This window comes from Psychrosphaera sp. 1_MG-2023, from assembly GCF_030548245.1.
Taxonomy (GTDB): Bacteria; Pseudomonadota; Gammaproteobacteria; order Enterobacterales; family Alteromonadaceae; genus Psychrosphaera; species Psychrosphaera algicola.
Map to the genome: position 1 here is coordinate 16,476 of NZ_JAUORW010000021.1, position 16,187 is coordinate 32,662.

8 protein-coding genes are annotated in these 16,187 nt (G+C 43.4%); 4 read left to right on the plus strand and 4 right to left on the minus strand.

The features are described 5' to 3' along the window. Positions 1–117 precede the first annotated feature (117 nt). Together Q4575_RS17100 and Q4575_RS17105 are read left to right on the plus strand one after the other, a co-directional pair. Positions 118–1,305: a hypothetical protein gene (locus Q4575_RS17100; RefSeq protein ID WP_215963803.1), complete on the plus strand. Its 1,188-nt coding sequence runs from the start codon at positions 118–120 to the stop codon at positions 1,303–1,305. Between the two features lie 116 nt (positions 1,306–1,421). Continuing rightward, entirely contained in the window at positions 1,422–1,940 is a 519-nt protein-coding gene (locus Q4575_RS17105; RefSeq protein ID WP_215963802.1) for a YgjV family protein, read from the plus strand. A gap of 18 nt (positions 1,941–1,958) precedes the next feature. Here Q4575_RS17105 and Q4575_RS17110 read toward each other — a convergent pair whose 3' ends face one another. Further along, positions 1,959–3,803: a glycoside hydrolase family 3 protein gene (locus Q4575_RS17110; RefSeq protein ID WP_303523636.1), complete on the minus strand. Its 1,845-nt coding sequence runs from the start codon at positions 3,801–3,803 to the stop codon at positions 1,959–1,961. 444 nt (positions 3,804–4,247) lie between these two features. After that, positions 4,248–4,397, minus strand: a complete 150-nt coding sequence (locus tag Q4575_RS17115) for a hypothetical protein (RefSeq protein ID WP_272180247.1) — start codon at positions 4,395–4,397, stop codon at positions 4,248–4,250. Between the two features lie 42 nt (positions 4,398–4,439). On the opposite strand from Q4575_RS17115, the gene Q4575_RS17120 reads away from it, so the two are divergent. After that, complete coding sequence (locus Q4575_RS17120; protein WP_303523637.1) at positions 4,440–7,610, plus strand: di-heme oxidoredictase family protein; 3,171 nt, start codon at positions 4,440–4,442, stop codon at positions 7,608–7,610. A gap of 233 nt (positions 7,611–7,843) precedes the next feature. On the opposite strand, the gene Q4575_RS17125 is transcribed toward Q4575_RS17120, so the two are convergent. Together Q4575_RS17125 and Q4575_RS17130 are read right to left on the minus strand one after the other, a co-directional pair. Then, positions 7,844–8,437, minus strand: coding sequence for a dihydrofolate reductase family protein (locus Q4575_RS17125; RefSeq protein ID WP_303523638.1), 594 nt, complete (start codon positions 8,435–8,437; stop codon positions 7,844–7,846). A gap of 404 nt (positions 8,438–8,841) precedes the next feature. Beyond that, positions 8,842–11,526: a putative Ig domain-containing protein gene (locus tag Q4575_RS17130; RefSeq protein WP_303523639.1), complete on the minus strand. Its 2,685-nt coding sequence runs from the start codon at positions 11,524–11,526 to the stop codon at positions 8,842–8,844. 445 nt (positions 11,527–11,971) lie between these two features. Here Q4575_RS17130 and Q4575_RS17135 point away from each other — a divergent pair, with 445 nt between their 5' ends. After that, complete coding sequence (locus tag Q4575_RS17135; protein WP_303523640.1) at positions 11,972–16,066, plus strand: carbohydrate binding domain-containing protein; 4,095 nt, start codon at positions 11,972–11,974, stop codon at positions 16,064–16,066. Positions 16,067–16,187: the final 121 nt, after the last annotated feature.

Genomic DNA, 16,187 nt, shown 5'->3' on the forward strand with positions numbered 1-16,187 from the left:
TAATAGAAACATGGGCCCGTTGGTAGGTTCATTTTTATCACTGTCAAATTAGTCGGTTTTTGCGTATGATACTGGGTCATTTGTTCAAATTATCGTTACATAGGCGCGAAGTATTTAATGCGAAAATTGCTCTCATCTCCAGTCCAAATGGGTCTTTCGGAAGCCGAAAACACTCTATATCAAAACATATTAAAATATGCCGCTGAGCTTAGCCTCAACCTAATGGCAGTTAAAGTTGAAGATCGACCTGAAAACTTTTTGGCGTGGTGCGAAGAATTGTATCGTTTATGTCGTGATGGCATCAACTACGATTTGATGGAGCCTGCACAACTTGTTCCCCTTAAAAAAATGCAGGACTTGTTAATTAAAGGCATTAGCATCGGTCGCATCAAGATGTTACGAATCGCGTCATGGCCTGTATTTGCTGAATTTATTAAAAAGCAAAATGCAGACGTATTAGCCGAAAAACTGCGTTTACTTGATTTTGTAAAACCATTGGCTGGAAAGCCCCTTGGTGAATTAACTAGCTTAGACTTATTAACCATTCTTGGTAAACATACACAGGATCACGATCCTAGCGTTTATCAATTTGACGTTGAATGGTTTGGCGCGACTAAAGGCGCTAAAACATTCCAGTTGTTGTTAAGTGAGCAAACTGAAAAATTTGATCAAGCATTGGAATTCATTCCACTTGAAGGACCTGTAACAAAAGCTGATTTCGACAAGTTTGTGGCAAGCTACAGTGCAATTTTTCATTCGTACACTGAAGATAAAGCCAATGGCGAAAAAGCGCCATTGGTTCCAGCAACTCGTTTGCTAGGTATGCGTCGTCCAGATCAATTTGTTGTGTTAACCGCACCTAAGATTGACGTATATTGCCAAGGTTTGGCTGTTTCTAAATTTAATGGTTTTGACTTTGATGGCTACTGGCAAGATCTTGTAGAGACGGTTCACAATGCTTCATGGTGGCGTCAAGCAGAGCCAGAAGATGAACTTGAAAAACAAATTTGGAACGCTCGTGCTGTATTAACAGATATGTATTTGTTTGCTGACGATAATATCGCAGAGCAATCAAACTACGTTAAGTTAAAACTTAAAATTGAAGCTCGCATGAGTAAAGTGGCTGCCGGGGGCGCACCTCGTCGTCGCAGTAAAGAAAGTGCTGAGTCATTAGTTGACAGACGTTTGGCTGAAGACGACATTCCTGAGTACCTTCACGGCAAACGAGATTCGTTAGTTCATGAAGTGAAAAACGGAAAGTCTGTAGACCAAGCTATTAAACTTTTCCGCGCTATATTTGGCTAGTCTCCTTTAAGGGTCACGTCGTTGTTCGTTATGCCATAGCATATGCCTGAACAGCGGGTGACCTTATATTCCTCTTACGTTACCATTACGCCTTTCTATTCTTTGATGGATCCCACATGTTTGGTGCAGATATTATTGATATCGCTCAGCTCTTCGGCTTATTGAGCTTTGTCATTGGGACCTATACTTTCTCGCAAAAAAACGACCAAAAATTAAAGTTCAGTTTGGGCTGTTTGTTTTTGTGTCAGACCTTACATTTTTATTTATTAGGCTCGACAAACGGCGCTATTGCTAATGGCATCAGTTTTATTCGAACGGTTATTTCCATTAAGTTTCATGGCAAATATTTGGGGTGGATTTTTCTAGCGCTTAATATTCTGTGGGGTGTGCCAATGGTTGAAAGCGCAGTGGATGTTTTGCCAATAATTGCGGCTTGTTGTGGTACGTTTGCTATCTTCTTTTTGCAGGGCATAAAAATGCGTTTGGCCTTTATGACAGGCGCTGTATGCTGGATTGTCAATAATGTTATCGTAGGCAGTATTGGCGGTGTTATGTTGGAGTCTATGGTTCTGATCACTAATTTAATTACGATAATAAGACTCAAGTTTGCGACCAAATTGCCAGTGGCCCCTTAGTTTTAATATTACGAACGACTAAACTCGCAATTGTTGTTTGCTTGTGCCACTGTCGTTCGTGGCGGCACTGATATGTAGCTCGGGACAGGGCCAGGTATCATTGAGTAGAGTCGGCCAGCTAAAATTAAGCACGCCGCTAAATGGCACTTTACCAAAGATGACATCTGCAACCCCTTGGCCCTCTGAACCCGGCAGCCACCCAACGATAAAGCCGTCTGATAATGCGAGTTCTTGATCCACATTGAGAGGGCGTCCCGAAATTAAAATGGTAATAACCGGGATCCCTTTGGCTTTTATTGCTTTGATAACAGCAATATCTTCAGGGTGCAGTTCGGCCAATGTGATCGTTTCGCCATAAGGTTTTATGACGTTAAATTTACCCTCAATATTAGATACATAATCACCAACAGCATGCTGCTCGTCTCTAATGTCGCCAAGTCCTTCGGCGTAGGGTTTTTCACCAATAACCACAATGGCTAAGTCGTGTTTTAACGGATCGGCAGCGTCGGCAAGCGGCTCAAACGTGATCTGCGCATTTGGTGAAATCGCTTGGATCCCTTGCCAAATACTGGTGGCGTTGTCTAACTCTTTGTTTCCGCTAAACCCTTGCCAGTTTATGGTAAATCCGCCACATTGATGTCCAATGTTATGCGCATTTTTTCCGGCTACTAAAATACGTGATGCAGGGTTGATGGGCAGAACATCGTCTTCCCCTTTTATTTTTATCAGAGATTGTTGTACGGCACGTCTTGCTAAGTCCCGGTGCTGTTTGCAACCTATAACATTTTGTTTTACCAAACGATTCTCTGACGGCATTGGCGCGTCAAATAGACCCGCTGCAATTTTAACCGAAAGAATGCGCCGTACAGCATCGTCTATTCGAGTCATTGAAATGGATCCAAACTCAATGTGGTGGTGCATATATTCAATAAACAGTGACCAGTTTTGAGGCATCATGAACATATCTATGCCAGAGTTCACGCCCTGTGCAACGGCTTGATAAAAGTCTTCACTTAAAAAGTCGATGCCCTCCATATCGGATAAAATAAAACCATCAAAGCCCATTTTAAGCTTTAATAAACGCGTTAGTAATTCGTGATTTGCGTGGCACTTCACGCCATTCCAACTGCTAAACGACGCCATAATCGTTAAAACGTTGGCGTCTACAGCGGCATAATAAGGCGCAATATGTTGCTCATGTAATTCATATTCGGTTAACCGAGTGTCACCTTGGTCAACCCCAAACATAGTACCACCATCACCGACAAAGTGTTTTGCACAGGCAATTACAGCTTCAGGTTGGTCGATGTTTTGTGTTTGATAACCAATCACCAAGGACTCGGTTAGACTTGTTACGTATTGTGTTTGGTCTGAAAAACTTTCGTAAGTGCGGCCCCAGCGCGTATCTTTTGCTATAGCGAGATTAGGGCCAAACACCCAATTTACACCAGTTGCTTTAAGTTCTAACGCGGTTGCGCGGCAAATTTGAGCGATAAGTTCTGGCGATTGTGTTGCACCAAGGCCGATTTGATGTGGAAAAATGGTAGCGCCTTTAAAGTTTCCGTGGCCATGGATTGCGTCAACACCGTATAAAATCGGGATCCCCGAGTTATTTGGCTGCTGCGAAATAGAGGCGCGCCAATATTCGTCTACCATATCGAGCCAGGCTTGTTGGGAATTGTCACCGGGGTAAGAACCCGCAGCACTTAAAACTGATCCAATATGGTATTTTTTGACATCATCAACACCACAGGTACTTCGTTCAACTTGGGTCATTTGACCTATTTTCTGGGCAAGAGACATACTAGCCAGCAACGAATTTGCACGTTGAAGGATATTGTCGTTTAAAAATGTTGAAGGCATTTACACTTACTCCGCCACAATGAAAATAATGAACCAAAACATTAATAAAGCCCTGAACGAGGCATTAATATTAGTGAGGCAATTGGTTTGACTCACTGTGCTTACTATTTAATTACAAAAGAATAACTGCAAAAATTGCATGGTTATTGAAATTAATCGAAATTAAATAGTTATAACAACAAACAGTAAGCCACTGAGAATTCAATATTCCGATATGCCGTCAGTGATGAGCTTTAACTGATTTCTATACGGCCGGATGCATCGGAATAAATAATATTAGGTTGAACCGATAATTGTACTAGCCAAATAAGTTAAAGCGGACTCATGGCAAGTTGATGTGGAATTTGTGTGTGCTTCATACTGGAACAGCTGTTTTTCCATGGTGAAGTGGCAGATGGTGGCTGTTCTTTTGCCAGACCACTTGGTCGTAGCCCTATGCCCTTTTCATCGCTTTTCACTTGTCGATGAAAATTCAAGCAGTACTGTGGAAACATGTAATCGCATCACAATGTTGGTTTGAACATCATTGATTTCAACATCATTAGTTTCAACATCAGTTGCGAGCATTAATAGAGTTCCCACAACTAAGCGCATCTATTTTCCCGGTAGATGCGCTTTTTTTAAATGGATATTTTCATGTCAAAAATAATAAAAATAAATAGTCGATCAGCAAACGCGCTCGTTTGGTTTGTATTACTTTCAACTTTATCAATATTACCAGGATGCAGTGAAACCGAGTCAGACAAGCCCACCGATATTGAAAATCCTATCGAGGATGACAATTCAACGGATGATGGCAATTCTACTGACGGTGAAACGGATGAAGGCGAAACCGACGGCGGTGAAACGAATGAAGATGACGATAAAACGGACGACGACTCTGGCGATGAGGAAGGACAAATTGAGATTGAGCTACCTTATACCATCGAAGCAGAAGATTATGTTGCGTTTACCGATTCTGACTCGATAAATGAAGGCGGTGCTTTAAATACAGACGGTGTCGATATTGAAGCCACAAATGATTCCGGAGGGGGTTACAACATTGGCTGGACCCAAGTTGGCGAAACGTTGTCGTATTCCATTTCATTACCGAAGGGCGATTATGAACTGCAAAGCCGAGTGGCATCAGAAGTCGGTGGTGGTGCCTTTTCCGTCACCATCAATAATCAACTCATAGGGACTGACCAGGTTAGCCCAACCGGCGGTTGGCAAACATTTGAAGATCATATTGTTGGTGGGTTTCAAATTACAGAAGGCGGTGAATTTAGTCTTGTATTAACGGTGACGGGAGCAAATTTTAACCTTAATTGGCTAAAAGTGGACTCGATTATTGATACCGATGCCGATGGCATTAAAGACAGTGGCGACCTATGTCCGACAACTCCAGCGAATATGAGTGTCAATAAAGATGGGTGTCCTGATAGTGATGCCGATGGCATATTTGATAATTATGACCAGTGTGCTGATACAGAAGCCGATACCCAAGTGGACTACCACGGGTGCGAGCTAGTTTCACCATTACTCGAAGTCGCTGAAGCCAGTTTATTGTTAGTGGGTGGTCAGGACTCAAGTAAACCGAATTACACTCTTTATGTGTTTGATGCAGACATTGGTCAATCAACAAGTCAGTGTAACGACCAATGTGCGGTTAATTGGCCGCCATTATTGGCTGAAGATAATGCAGCAAATGGGGTAGCTGGACTAGGATTGATCACACGTAACGACGCAACACAGCAAGTGACATTTGAAGGCAAACCTTTGTATTTTTACATTGGCGACCAAGCTGAATCAGATAAGAAAGGAGACGATGTCCCAGGCTGGCATAGTGTTTCCGTCGGGCAAGTGGGCGACCTAACAGCGTTATACAATGTGGGAACAGTGCAAGAACCCGCAATCCATTACGTTTTTGAAGACAAAGTTATTACTAAATTAGCAGACCGTGGACGTGACAGACACGCCAAAGAAGATCAGTTCCAGCAATACGACCACTATTTATCGCATTATTGGACACACCGTACTGCACGATTTAAATTTACCGATAATGTTGCCTCAGGCGGTAATAAAATCTTAGTGGAATGGGTATCAGAATGGAAGTTACAGGCACTCGAATTTCGCGCTTGGTACTCGGGTATGAATACCGTTGCGCAATATCATGGCAATTATGAACCAGATGTTGTTGAACACGGTAAAGGCACTTATGACAACGAAATGGAAAAAATAAGTGATGAGGGCGAGCAATATAAATATTCTTTAGAAATTAATGAATATCGTAATTTACATGGTAGTCGTGAGTCATTAGCCGTTGGCCAATATATGGAGATTGAGGTGAGTCAGTTTTTAGATGGCGTACCTGAAGGACGAACAAACTATTATGGCACGACCTATTTATATCAAGTTGGAACGGGCGGCATGGTGCCGTGGAAAACGGTCGGGGACTTTGATGATAAAAGCTCTGAGCGCGAAAATTCCCATCCAATCGACCAGGCAGCTTGGTTGGGGGGCAAAACCACGTTGCCGTATCAATATACCAATGAACCGAACGATCACTATATGCAGATGGCAACAAATTTGTCATCGGTTAATGGCCAACCATTTGTATTAGGGCGTCGAGTGCACCACACCTCATTTGTTGACGGTTCCCATGATGAAGACCCTGCCAATGGCACGTTCAATGCGCTTAAAGACTTATCAAATACAAGGATGGTAAATCATAGTTGCGCAAGCTGTCATGAACGAAATGGCCGTGCAGCACCAGCTGAAATTGGCGAGTCGTTGACGAAGTGGGTTTTTAAAGTGGCGACTGCCGATGGCGAAACGCACCCGACATTAGGCAATGTTTTACAACCAGATACTTTGGCTGACTTTGATTCAGAAGGACAAGTGGTTATCGCCAATTGGTTAGAAGAAGACGGTCTTCGTCAACCGCAATACCAGTTTACTGGCGTTCGCCCGGATAAATTTTCTGCTCGTATTGCCCCACCTTTAATTGGACTCGGTTTATTAGAAGCAATTGGAGAGCAAGCCATCATTGCACTTGAAGATGTTGACGACAAAGTTGCACCGTTTGGGATATCAGGTAGAGCGCAAAAAGTAATAGATCCGGTAACTGGCGACACGCGATTAGGTCGATTTGGTTGGAAGGCTGCGACATCGAGTGTTAAGCATCAAGTTGCGGCCGCACTAAATACCGACATAGGGGTAAAAACCACGGTATTACCTGTGCTCGACTGTGGTTCAGAACAAAACGCTAAACATCAATGTGATAAAGGTTCTGCGACTTTAGACGATGAACACCTAGACAACCTTGTAAAATATATTTCGTTATTAGGGGTTCGAGCGCAGCGCGATATCGACCAAACAAGTGTGATTAATGGTAAGGCTTTGTTTAGTCAAATCGGGTGTGCCGATTGCCACACTCCGACTTTCACCACTGTAGAATATCACCCACTGGTTGAGTTGGCTGGCCAAACAATCCATCCTTATAGCGACATGTTGTTGCATGATATGGGACCCGGACTTGCGGACAATTTGGGCGAAGGACTCGCGTCTGGTGCGGAGTGGCGTACAACCCCACTTTGGGGAATAGGATTATCTGCCTGTGTCACTGGCGGAGTTGTTAATCTTATTGGCGGTCAAGGAAATGAAGTCTGTACGCCGGTACACAGTTATTTGCACGATGGCAGAGCTCGTACATTAGAAGAAGCCATTTTGTGGCATGGTGGTGAAAGTGAGGCCTCTAAAGAACAGTATGAGCAACTATCCGAAGACGAAACGTCTGCCGTGCTGGAATTTTTAAAGAGCCTTTGATATTTGTTTAACCATTTGCAAGCGGTATCTCCATCACATTAATTGAAAGTTGGGGGTAACGGGTAGTGCTTAGATTCCAAAAAACCAACCTAGTTAGGTTGGTTTTTTATTTGAAATACCACTGAAGCACTTACTTGTTAAAGCCTTCTAAAACAGACAATAAATAAGCCCGTGTACGGACATCTCGATTATGTGTGCGGCGCTTTAAATTTGGTCTAGGTCTAACTTTAACTTTATTCTGAACTTGTGTCAGGCACTGATCTGTCCAAGGTATATCGAACCGCGACAATGCCGCACGGGTATGCTTTTGAGTGTTCGAGTTTGAGTTTTTGCGGCTGCTGACATTCACTAAAAATGGCAATACCTTTGCCATTGATTGTTGGGTTAATAAAAAGATTAAACTCGTCGATAAGTTCATTGGTAATTAATGACGCTACAAACGCTCCGCCGCCATAAACAATAATATCCTGACCTTCTTGTTGTTTTAATTTGTTTATTTCTTGAACCAAATCGCCATTGGCGAGTGTAGTGTTCGGCCAGTCAGACTTCGTTAATGTTTTACTCACAACAATTTTATGGGTATTCACAAACTTTTGACCTGCGGAATGTTCAGGGTGGTTTTTATCATCCGCCACTTTAGTCCAGTGAGGGATAAATCCCTGGGCCAAATTTTTACCGAGCAAAATAGTATCTACCGACGCTGTTAAGTCTGCAACCGCTCGTTTTAGCTCGTCATCCCAGTTCCAAACCATCCAATCCATTTCACCGTTGGTGCCGGCAACAAAGCCATCTAAGGTCATTTGCATTTGTAGCTTTAGTTTTCTCATGATTGCCCTGAAATTTGATTTTAAAATAAACGTATTATGTAAAACATTGAAAGTGAAGTGTTGCTCATCGTTCCCGTTATTTGTTGATATTGCAGACTAAAGCGTGATCTTCAACGGTTTGAACTAAGCTACAGTAAGCCATAAGGTTAGTCGACCAAAATTGAATGAGCAAAGGCGGAAATTAACAGATGAATTGTGCCGTACTTTTTAGGCTGACCAGTGAAGTAGTGTCAGCCAACTGACTTATCTATTGTCGGAAGAAGTTATGGCAATAGAAATAATAAGGGAAATTGATTTTAGATTTAGAGTCGCGTGTTGAAGACCCGAACGGGACAAATGAAAACGCCCTTAAACCGAAATTTAAAGGCGTTTTTTAAGGATTACACTAAGGACAATTTATGTGCTTAATAAAAGTACAGGTTGTCAATGAAGATCGTACCATTGCCAGTGTTTTGCGCATCAAACTTAAATTGAAATGCATTTGTTAAGTCAACGACTGAAGAGAAATCACTAAGTGGGATCTCAACACTCTGCCAACCGCCTTGAGTCGTGGTGATGGTGTGATTCGTTTCTGCCCCAGGGCTGATTAGGAACAATTCGAATGCTGTTGCATCGGCAGTCCAATAATCGATGTGTAAGGTCGTTTTACCTGAAACATCTTTATTAGGAAATTCAATTCCTTGGTAGGTTAAACCATCCATTTTAACCGCATTATTACCCTCAATACTTACAATTGAGGTAGCCGTTGATTGGCCCCAATCTGGGTTTACATTTACGCCATCGATATTGGTAAATGCATCGCTAAATATTGAGATTACATCGGCATCAAGTGCTGTTGGTGTTGGTGCCGCTTCAGTTGGACCGGTTGCAACCGGAGGGGTAACTGAACCATCGGCAGATGAGAAGTACAAGTTGTCGACATAAATTGTACCGCCACCGGTGTTTTGTGCGTCAAACTTAAATTGGAATGCATTTGTTAAGTCGACAACAGAAGAGTAGGTACTCAGCGGAATGTCTAGACTTTGCCAACCGTCTTTAGTTGTCGTTACAGTATAATTTACTTCTGCGCCTGGGCTAATTAAGAATAACTCAAATGCGTCCGCATCAGCAGTCCAATAGTCAATATGTAGACTCATTTTAGAAGATACATCTTGGTTCGAGAACTCAATACCTTGGTAGTTTAGGTTTTCCATTTTGACGGTATTATTACCGTCGACATCAACAATACTTGTGGCAGTCGCTTGACCCCAATCTGGATTTACATTGACACCGTCAACGTTGGTGTATGAATCACTAAATATTGAAATTACGTCAGATGCTGATGCCATTGGCACCGGTGCGCCCGCAGTAGGACCCGTTGTTATTACTGCGCCTGAGCCTGAACTGAATGTAATATTATCGACGTAGTTTACGGTCGCTTGAGCTCTACTACCGGTTCTGTCTGGGAACACGACAAACGCACCGATATCATCATTTTCAGGTAAACCAATCATACTGCAGAAATTAAACGAGAGTTTTTCCCACTGATTAACAACGGTATTGGTAGCCGAAACTGTGCCATGAGAGCCCCAACCATCACCATTGAATTTTTCAAATTTAACGTCAACTGGACTTAAGGTATCTTTGTAAACATCCATAGTTACCAAACAGTTTGAATCACTTAGCGCAAAATTATCGATGCCCTCAGTTCGTGCTCCGATCCACTCGCCATCGCCTTGAGCAACGTTAAACAGACCTGCAGTGGCAGAGGCATTGATCCCCGTTGTGTTTGGATTGCTTTCAAACATGATGTTGGCTGTGTCAAACGATTCCCAAGTCAATTGTGAGCCTTCAAAGTCGATACCTAATGCAGTCGTTGTGGTTGCGCCATTGCCATTGCTGTTTGAAATCGCGCCGTCTGCATTAAATGCCACGTTATCTAACTTGAACATTGCGCCATCGCCTTGGCCCCATTGTGGGAATACCAATACGATATCAACTTTTGACATGTCGAGTCCGTTGTCAGCTAAACTTTTAAGATTAAACGTATACGTCTGCCAAACATCTAATACCGGTGTTACGTGACCTTCTTGGCTAGTGGAAATATTAACTTCTACAGCTGTACTTGGATCTGATGTTTCTAGTTTAACAAACCAAGAAACGGTTCCTGCGGTAGGTGCCTGCGTCATTTTAAGGTCAAAAGACAAGGTACCGTCATCTGTAATGCTACTTGCGTTGTGGATTACGCCATTTGTCGCACCGTGAGCTTCTCTCGTTGTGAAACCTACAACCGTGCTACCTGTAATTTTAAATTCAATGGCCTGGCCGTGATCAGCGTCATCGGCACTTACTACTGGTGGGTATGTACCAGAGTCGTCCCAAGCGAACCAACCCGTTTGCGTACTTTCATCAAAAATACTTAAGGCGCCAGTTGTCGGTGTGAGGTCGACTACGTCCGCCGCCGCTACGGATATCGTAAAGGTGTCAGTAATAGCGTCGGTACCGTCAGATATAGTTAAGACTACACTATGATCACCAACGTCTGCTTGAGCAGGTGTGCCACTTAATACGCCGCTATTTGCGTCAAATGATAGCCAACTAGGAATAGTCGTGGCACTAAGGGTTAATGTATCACCATCGGCGTCAGAACCGGTTAATGTGTAGCTATAAGCGGTATTTTCAGTTGCTGCTGTCATTGAGGTACTTGTGACCATAGGGGCAGTATTTGGAACTGTAACTGAAATCGTAAATGAAGATGTTGTTGTATCTGTGCCGTCGCTAACCGTAATAGTAACGTCGTGATCACCATTGTCGGTTGCCGTAGGTGTACCGCTGAGTGTCGCGGTTGCTGTATCAAAACTTAACCAGCTTGGTAATGTTGTTGCGGCATACGTTAACGTGTCGCCGTCGGCATCTGTTGCAGTAACGGTGTAAGTGTATGCATCGCCGGCTGAACCTGACGTTTGAGCTGTACTTGAAATCGCCGGTGCAGCATTGACTGGGTCTGTTACGACAACTTCTTCGTCATCATCAGAACTACAAGCACTCAGTGCCATAACCATTGCGCCAAAAACCAGCGATTTATTAAATTTAGTGTAATTTGAATTCATGTTAACCCCATTATCGTACGACCAAATAGTCGTTCTTTTTTATTATTTGCCAATTCGGCTGAATCCACTGTTGGTTATTTAATCCATTACGACAATCGAAACGCGACAGGGCGGTGCAAATTTTGCGACTAGGTGGAATACCGATAAATTTGAAACTATAAATAGGTGAGCATAAACGCCTGCTCTTCTTTATGTTCTCTGACTTAAAATAGGAGAGGATTTAGCAGGAATGACTTTACGGCCAAAGGGCAAAAACGGTGATTTGTCCGCTTTATCTTTCTAACGTCCCGCCTTGGCGATTATTTTAATAGCGCATCAAACTGCTGTGTTAAAAATTACCCTAGCGAAATATACATTTGGTAACGATACGTTTTAACTCTCAGCTCGGGAGTAAAAACAATAATAATAATTCGAGTACCCAATAAATTCACATTGGAGATAATTAATGAAACTCAACAGGGTTACACAATATGCAAGATGGCGTTTGCTTACAGTCGGACTTGCCTTATCTGGAGCCATAGTTGGCTGCGGAGATACCATTAAAACAGAATCTGATTTCACCCCACCGGACTTAAGAACGCCGAGTTCTGACTGGGAGTTGGTATGGAGCGATGAGTTTGATGGCGCCAGCTTAGACATGTCAAAGTGGTCGTTTGAGATCAATTGTAGTGGCGGCGGTAACAATGAAGCGCAATGTTATACCGACTCTCCTGAAAATTTATTTTTACAAGAGGGTATTCTAAACATCGTTGCCAAGCCTACAACACCGGGGTCGGGTTTAACGAAACCGTATACTTCTTCAAGAATCGTCACCAAGGGAAAGGGGGACTTTAAATATGGTCGTATTGAGATAAGAGCTAAATCACCTGAAGGGCAAGGGACATTTGCTGCAGGTTGGATGATGCCTACCGACAGTGTTTATGGCGGTTGGCCACATTCTGGCGAAATAGACATTATTGAATGGGTCAATATAGGTGAACTGCGCGCAGATGGAGAAATTGATTCTCATGTGCATGGCACACTGCATTACGGCCCACTTTCTGGCAACCATGACTATTCGGGTAATGAATATGCTTTGCCAACTAACCAAGGTCCTGAAAGCCAATTTTATACCTATGCCGTTGAGTGGGAAGAAGGCGAAATTCGCTGGTATGTGGACGATGTTTTATTTGGCTATCAACGTGATTCTGAGGTGACTTACCGTGCGATAGATAATGAGGCGAACGGGTTAAGTACTAAAGGTTGGTATACCGTAGATCAAAACTCTGTAGATAAAGACATCATGTATGGTCCAGCACCATTTGACCAAAACTTCTTCATCATTTTAAACAATGCCGTCGGTGGTGATTGGGCTGGCAACGTTAACCAAGCATTTGATTATCAAGTAGGCGATGACAAAGGCACGTTAGCTAATGGTGTGTCTCATTCTGCGTTTGCAAATGGCAATGCGTTGCTGGTGGATTATGTGCGGGTTTATCAATGTTCCAAAGATCCGGTTACGGGTAAAGGCTGTGCGACAATCAATTCAGATTATTACAATAATACCTTTATTCGTGGTGCCGCTCCTGTACCTATTCCGCCAATTTTGCCTGTACCGGTTGGCGTAGACTTGTTTGAAGACAGTGATTCAAGTTGGAATTTAGTGGGTGATTCTGCGTCGATAGTCGATTCAAATGATGAAAACTATGGCGAAGTTGCGTTATTTAGCAATGCATCATTAACAACCGAGTTTGGTTTTTCGGGTATCGCATATGACGGCACTTTGTTACCAGATGACGCAAAAATCGAATTTGATGTCAAAGTGGTAAGTGTCCCGCAGGACGCATCTCTCGATTGGACAATTAAAATAGAATCGACTAAAACCGACGGCACTACACAGGAGACAACGGTTACTGCTGGTGAAGTGCTTTTATCGTCTAATATTGATGGTGTATCGCTCGTCTCGGGTGAGTGGCAACATGTTATGTTCGATATTGGTTCATTTCGAGCTTTAGGGTTAGATACGTCAGCAATTACTGCGATAAAATTTTTAAACGCTCTTGGTGAATTTCAAATCGATAACGTGAGCATAGGTGCTGCGTTTGAAGGCGCAAAATTAACGTTATTTGAAGACGACGTAAATCAAAACTGGCCAATGTGGGATTCTAGGGTTGCTGATGGTGAGAGTGACGCTGTACCAATGGTGGTGCAAGATGATGATGAACATGGCAATGTCGCTGAGTTTCACATAACGGGAGCAGCCGTTGTTGGATTTAATGTACGGTCTGATCAAGGTGGTTCTGGTTATCCTTTTGACGGCAGTTCACTTTCACAATCTGGCGTAATCGAGTTTGATTTAAAGTTAATGTCCCCACCATCAAATCCTAACGCGCCTTGGTACTTAAAAATTGAATCAAATGGCGGAACGGCATTAGGCGGTACAGCCGACGAAATTCGTTTAACAGATAGTCCCATTCTAAATGAATGGGTTCACTACAAACTTCCTCTAGGTCCACTTGTTGAAGATGGATTTGATGTCTCTGCAATTGACGTTGTGTTGGTTTTTCCTGCCTGGGGACAAGGCGATGGCGCAATATTTCGTTTAGATAATTTTAAGATACATAGTTCTGGCCCGGTTGACGGCGGCACAGGTGACGTGAAAGGACCAGATAATACCGTTTATGACCGTGCATATACTCTTTACCAAGACGCAGTAAACAGTGCTTGGAGATTATGGGACTGCTGTGCATTTTTACCTCAAGTTGAAGCCGAAGATGATGCTGAGCATGGCAGCGTTGTTGAATTTACCATAGGTGAAGGTAGTGATGGTGGCACTGTCGTAGGATTTTTTGGTCGAGATACCGGAGGCGTCGCAGATGTTGATGATTATATCAACGAAGGTGTTTTACGTTTCGACATGAAAGTGGTCACAATGCCAGACAATGGTGAAACAAGCTGGTTATTAAAGTTAGAAAGTGCCGGTGGGAACACCGCTGCAGAAGTTGAGCTGACAACAAGCAAACAAGGTGAAACACCAGTACTTGGTGAATGGCAAGCATATACTTTTCCACTAATAGAATTAGCGTCTGCCGGTTTAGATTTGACCGCGATTGATATTGTTATGATCTTCCCAAGTTGGGGTAATGGTACCGGCGCAGTTTACCGAGTAGACAATATTTATTTTGGTATCCCGTCTGATGATGACATTTCAAATGATATTTCAGAGCAAAAAGGCAATGGAGAGGAGCTTATCCTCAATGGCATGTTCGACAGTTCTGCAAATTGGGGCGGCACCGACGGAATGGTGGACAGCATCTCTAACGGTATATTTACTGCGGATATTGCAGTCGCGGGAAATCCATGGGACGTGAGTTTAAAGCAAAATATGACTTTAATTGCCGACCGCACTTATGTCTTGAAGTTTGATGCACGTTCAGACGATGCTCGCGACATTATCGCCGGACTTGGTCTTGACCATGATCCTTGGACCAATGTTGTCGAAACAGTGACGCTGACTAATGAGTGGACAACTTATATGGTCACTATCACAACCGTTGGATTTGGTGATGACAATAGTCGCGTGTTGTTTGACCTTGGGGCAGCCGTAGGCGAAGTTCAACTTGATAACGTCAGTGTTCAACTTGTCGGTGAGGGCTCAGGAAATGGTGGCGGTACTGTCGTAACAACTCCAGGCGAAGAGATCGTCGCCAATGGTGGTTTTGACTCTGCAGCAAGTTGGGGCGGAACTGACGGAATGGCAGCAAGCATTAGTAATGGAATATTCAGTGCCAATATCGCCGCGGCTGGAAACCCATGGGATGTGAGCTTAAAGCAAAACATGACCTTGGTTCCGGATACGACTTACACATTGACCTTTGATGCACGTTCTGCTGATTCTAGAGAAATAATGGCTGGACTTGGTTTAGACCATGATCCTTGGACCAATGTTGTTGAAACGTTGACCCTAACGCCAGATTGGACAACCTACACGTTTACGATAACCACGACCGGTTTTGGCGATGATGCAAGCCGAGTGTTCTTTGACTTAGGCGCCGCGACGGGCGAGGTTCAATTGGACAACATTAGCGTGAAAATTGTTGATGACGGTAGTGGCACAGGAAGCGGTGGCGGCACCGGTGGTACTGCAGGTGGCGAATTATTAATAAATGGTGGTTTTGACTCAGCAACGGGTTGGGGCGGAACAGATGGTATGGCGGCAAGTGTTGGTGGTGGCATCTTCAGTGCTGATATCGCCGCAGCTGGTAACCCTTGGGACGTTAGCTTAAAGCAGTCCATGACCTTGGTGCCAGGTACGACGTATTTATTGAAATTTGACGCGCGATCAGACGACTCCAGAGAAATAATGGCAGGGCTTGGTTTGGATCATGAACCTTGGACTAATGTCGTTGAAACGTTAACGCTAACGCCAGACTGGACAACTTACACGTATACGATTACTACGACCGGCTTTGGTGATGATACCAGTCGCGTATTTTTCGACATGGGCGCGGCCGTTGGCCAAGTGCAGTTGGATAATGTCAGCGTCATGGTTCAGCAATAGCTGGGATTTACATGGAATAAGGGTGAGTGAGCTTGCCCTTAATAAAAGTGAACTAAAACTATTTATCAATGTTTTCAACCAAATGAGTTTTAGTTGTTCAGTAAACAAATTATTAGAAGAG

What these genes read in the sequence shown, in the direction of transcription:
- Q4575_RS17120 (WP_303523637.1), top strand. Translation starts at nt 4,440, where the DNA reads ATGTCAAAAATAATAAAAATAAATAGTCGATCAGCAAACGCGCTCGTT.
- Q4575_RS17125 (WP_303523638.1), bottom strand. Translation starts at nt 8,437, where the DNA reads ATGAGAAAACTAAAGCTACAAATGCAAATGACCTTAGATGGCTTTGTT.
- Q4575_RS17110 (WP_303523636.1), bottom strand. Translation starts at nt 3,803, where the DNA reads ATGCCTTCAACATTTTTAAACGACAATATCCTTCAACGTGCAAATTCG.
- Q4575_RS17105 (WP_215963802.1), top strand. Translation starts at nt 1,422, where the DNA reads ATGTTTGGTGCAGATATTATTGATATCGCTCAGCTCTTCGGCTTATTG.
- Q4575_RS17115 (WP_272180247.1), bottom strand. Translation starts at nt 4,397, where the DNA reads ATGCGCTTAGTTGTGGGAACTCTATTAATGCTCGCAACTGATGTTGAA.
- Q4575_RS17135 (WP_303523640.1), top strand. Translation starts at nt 11,972, where the DNA reads ATGAAACTCAACAGGGTTACACAATATGCAAGATGGCGTTTGCTTACA.
- Q4575_RS17130 (WP_303523639.1), bottom strand. Translation starts at nt 11,526, where the DNA reads ATGAATTCAAATTACACTAAATTTAATAAATCGCTGGTTTTTGGCGCA.
- Q4575_RS17100 (WP_215963803.1), top strand. Translation starts at nt 118, where the DNA reads ATGCGAAAATTGCTCTCATCTCCAGTCCAAATGGGTCTTTCGGAAGCC.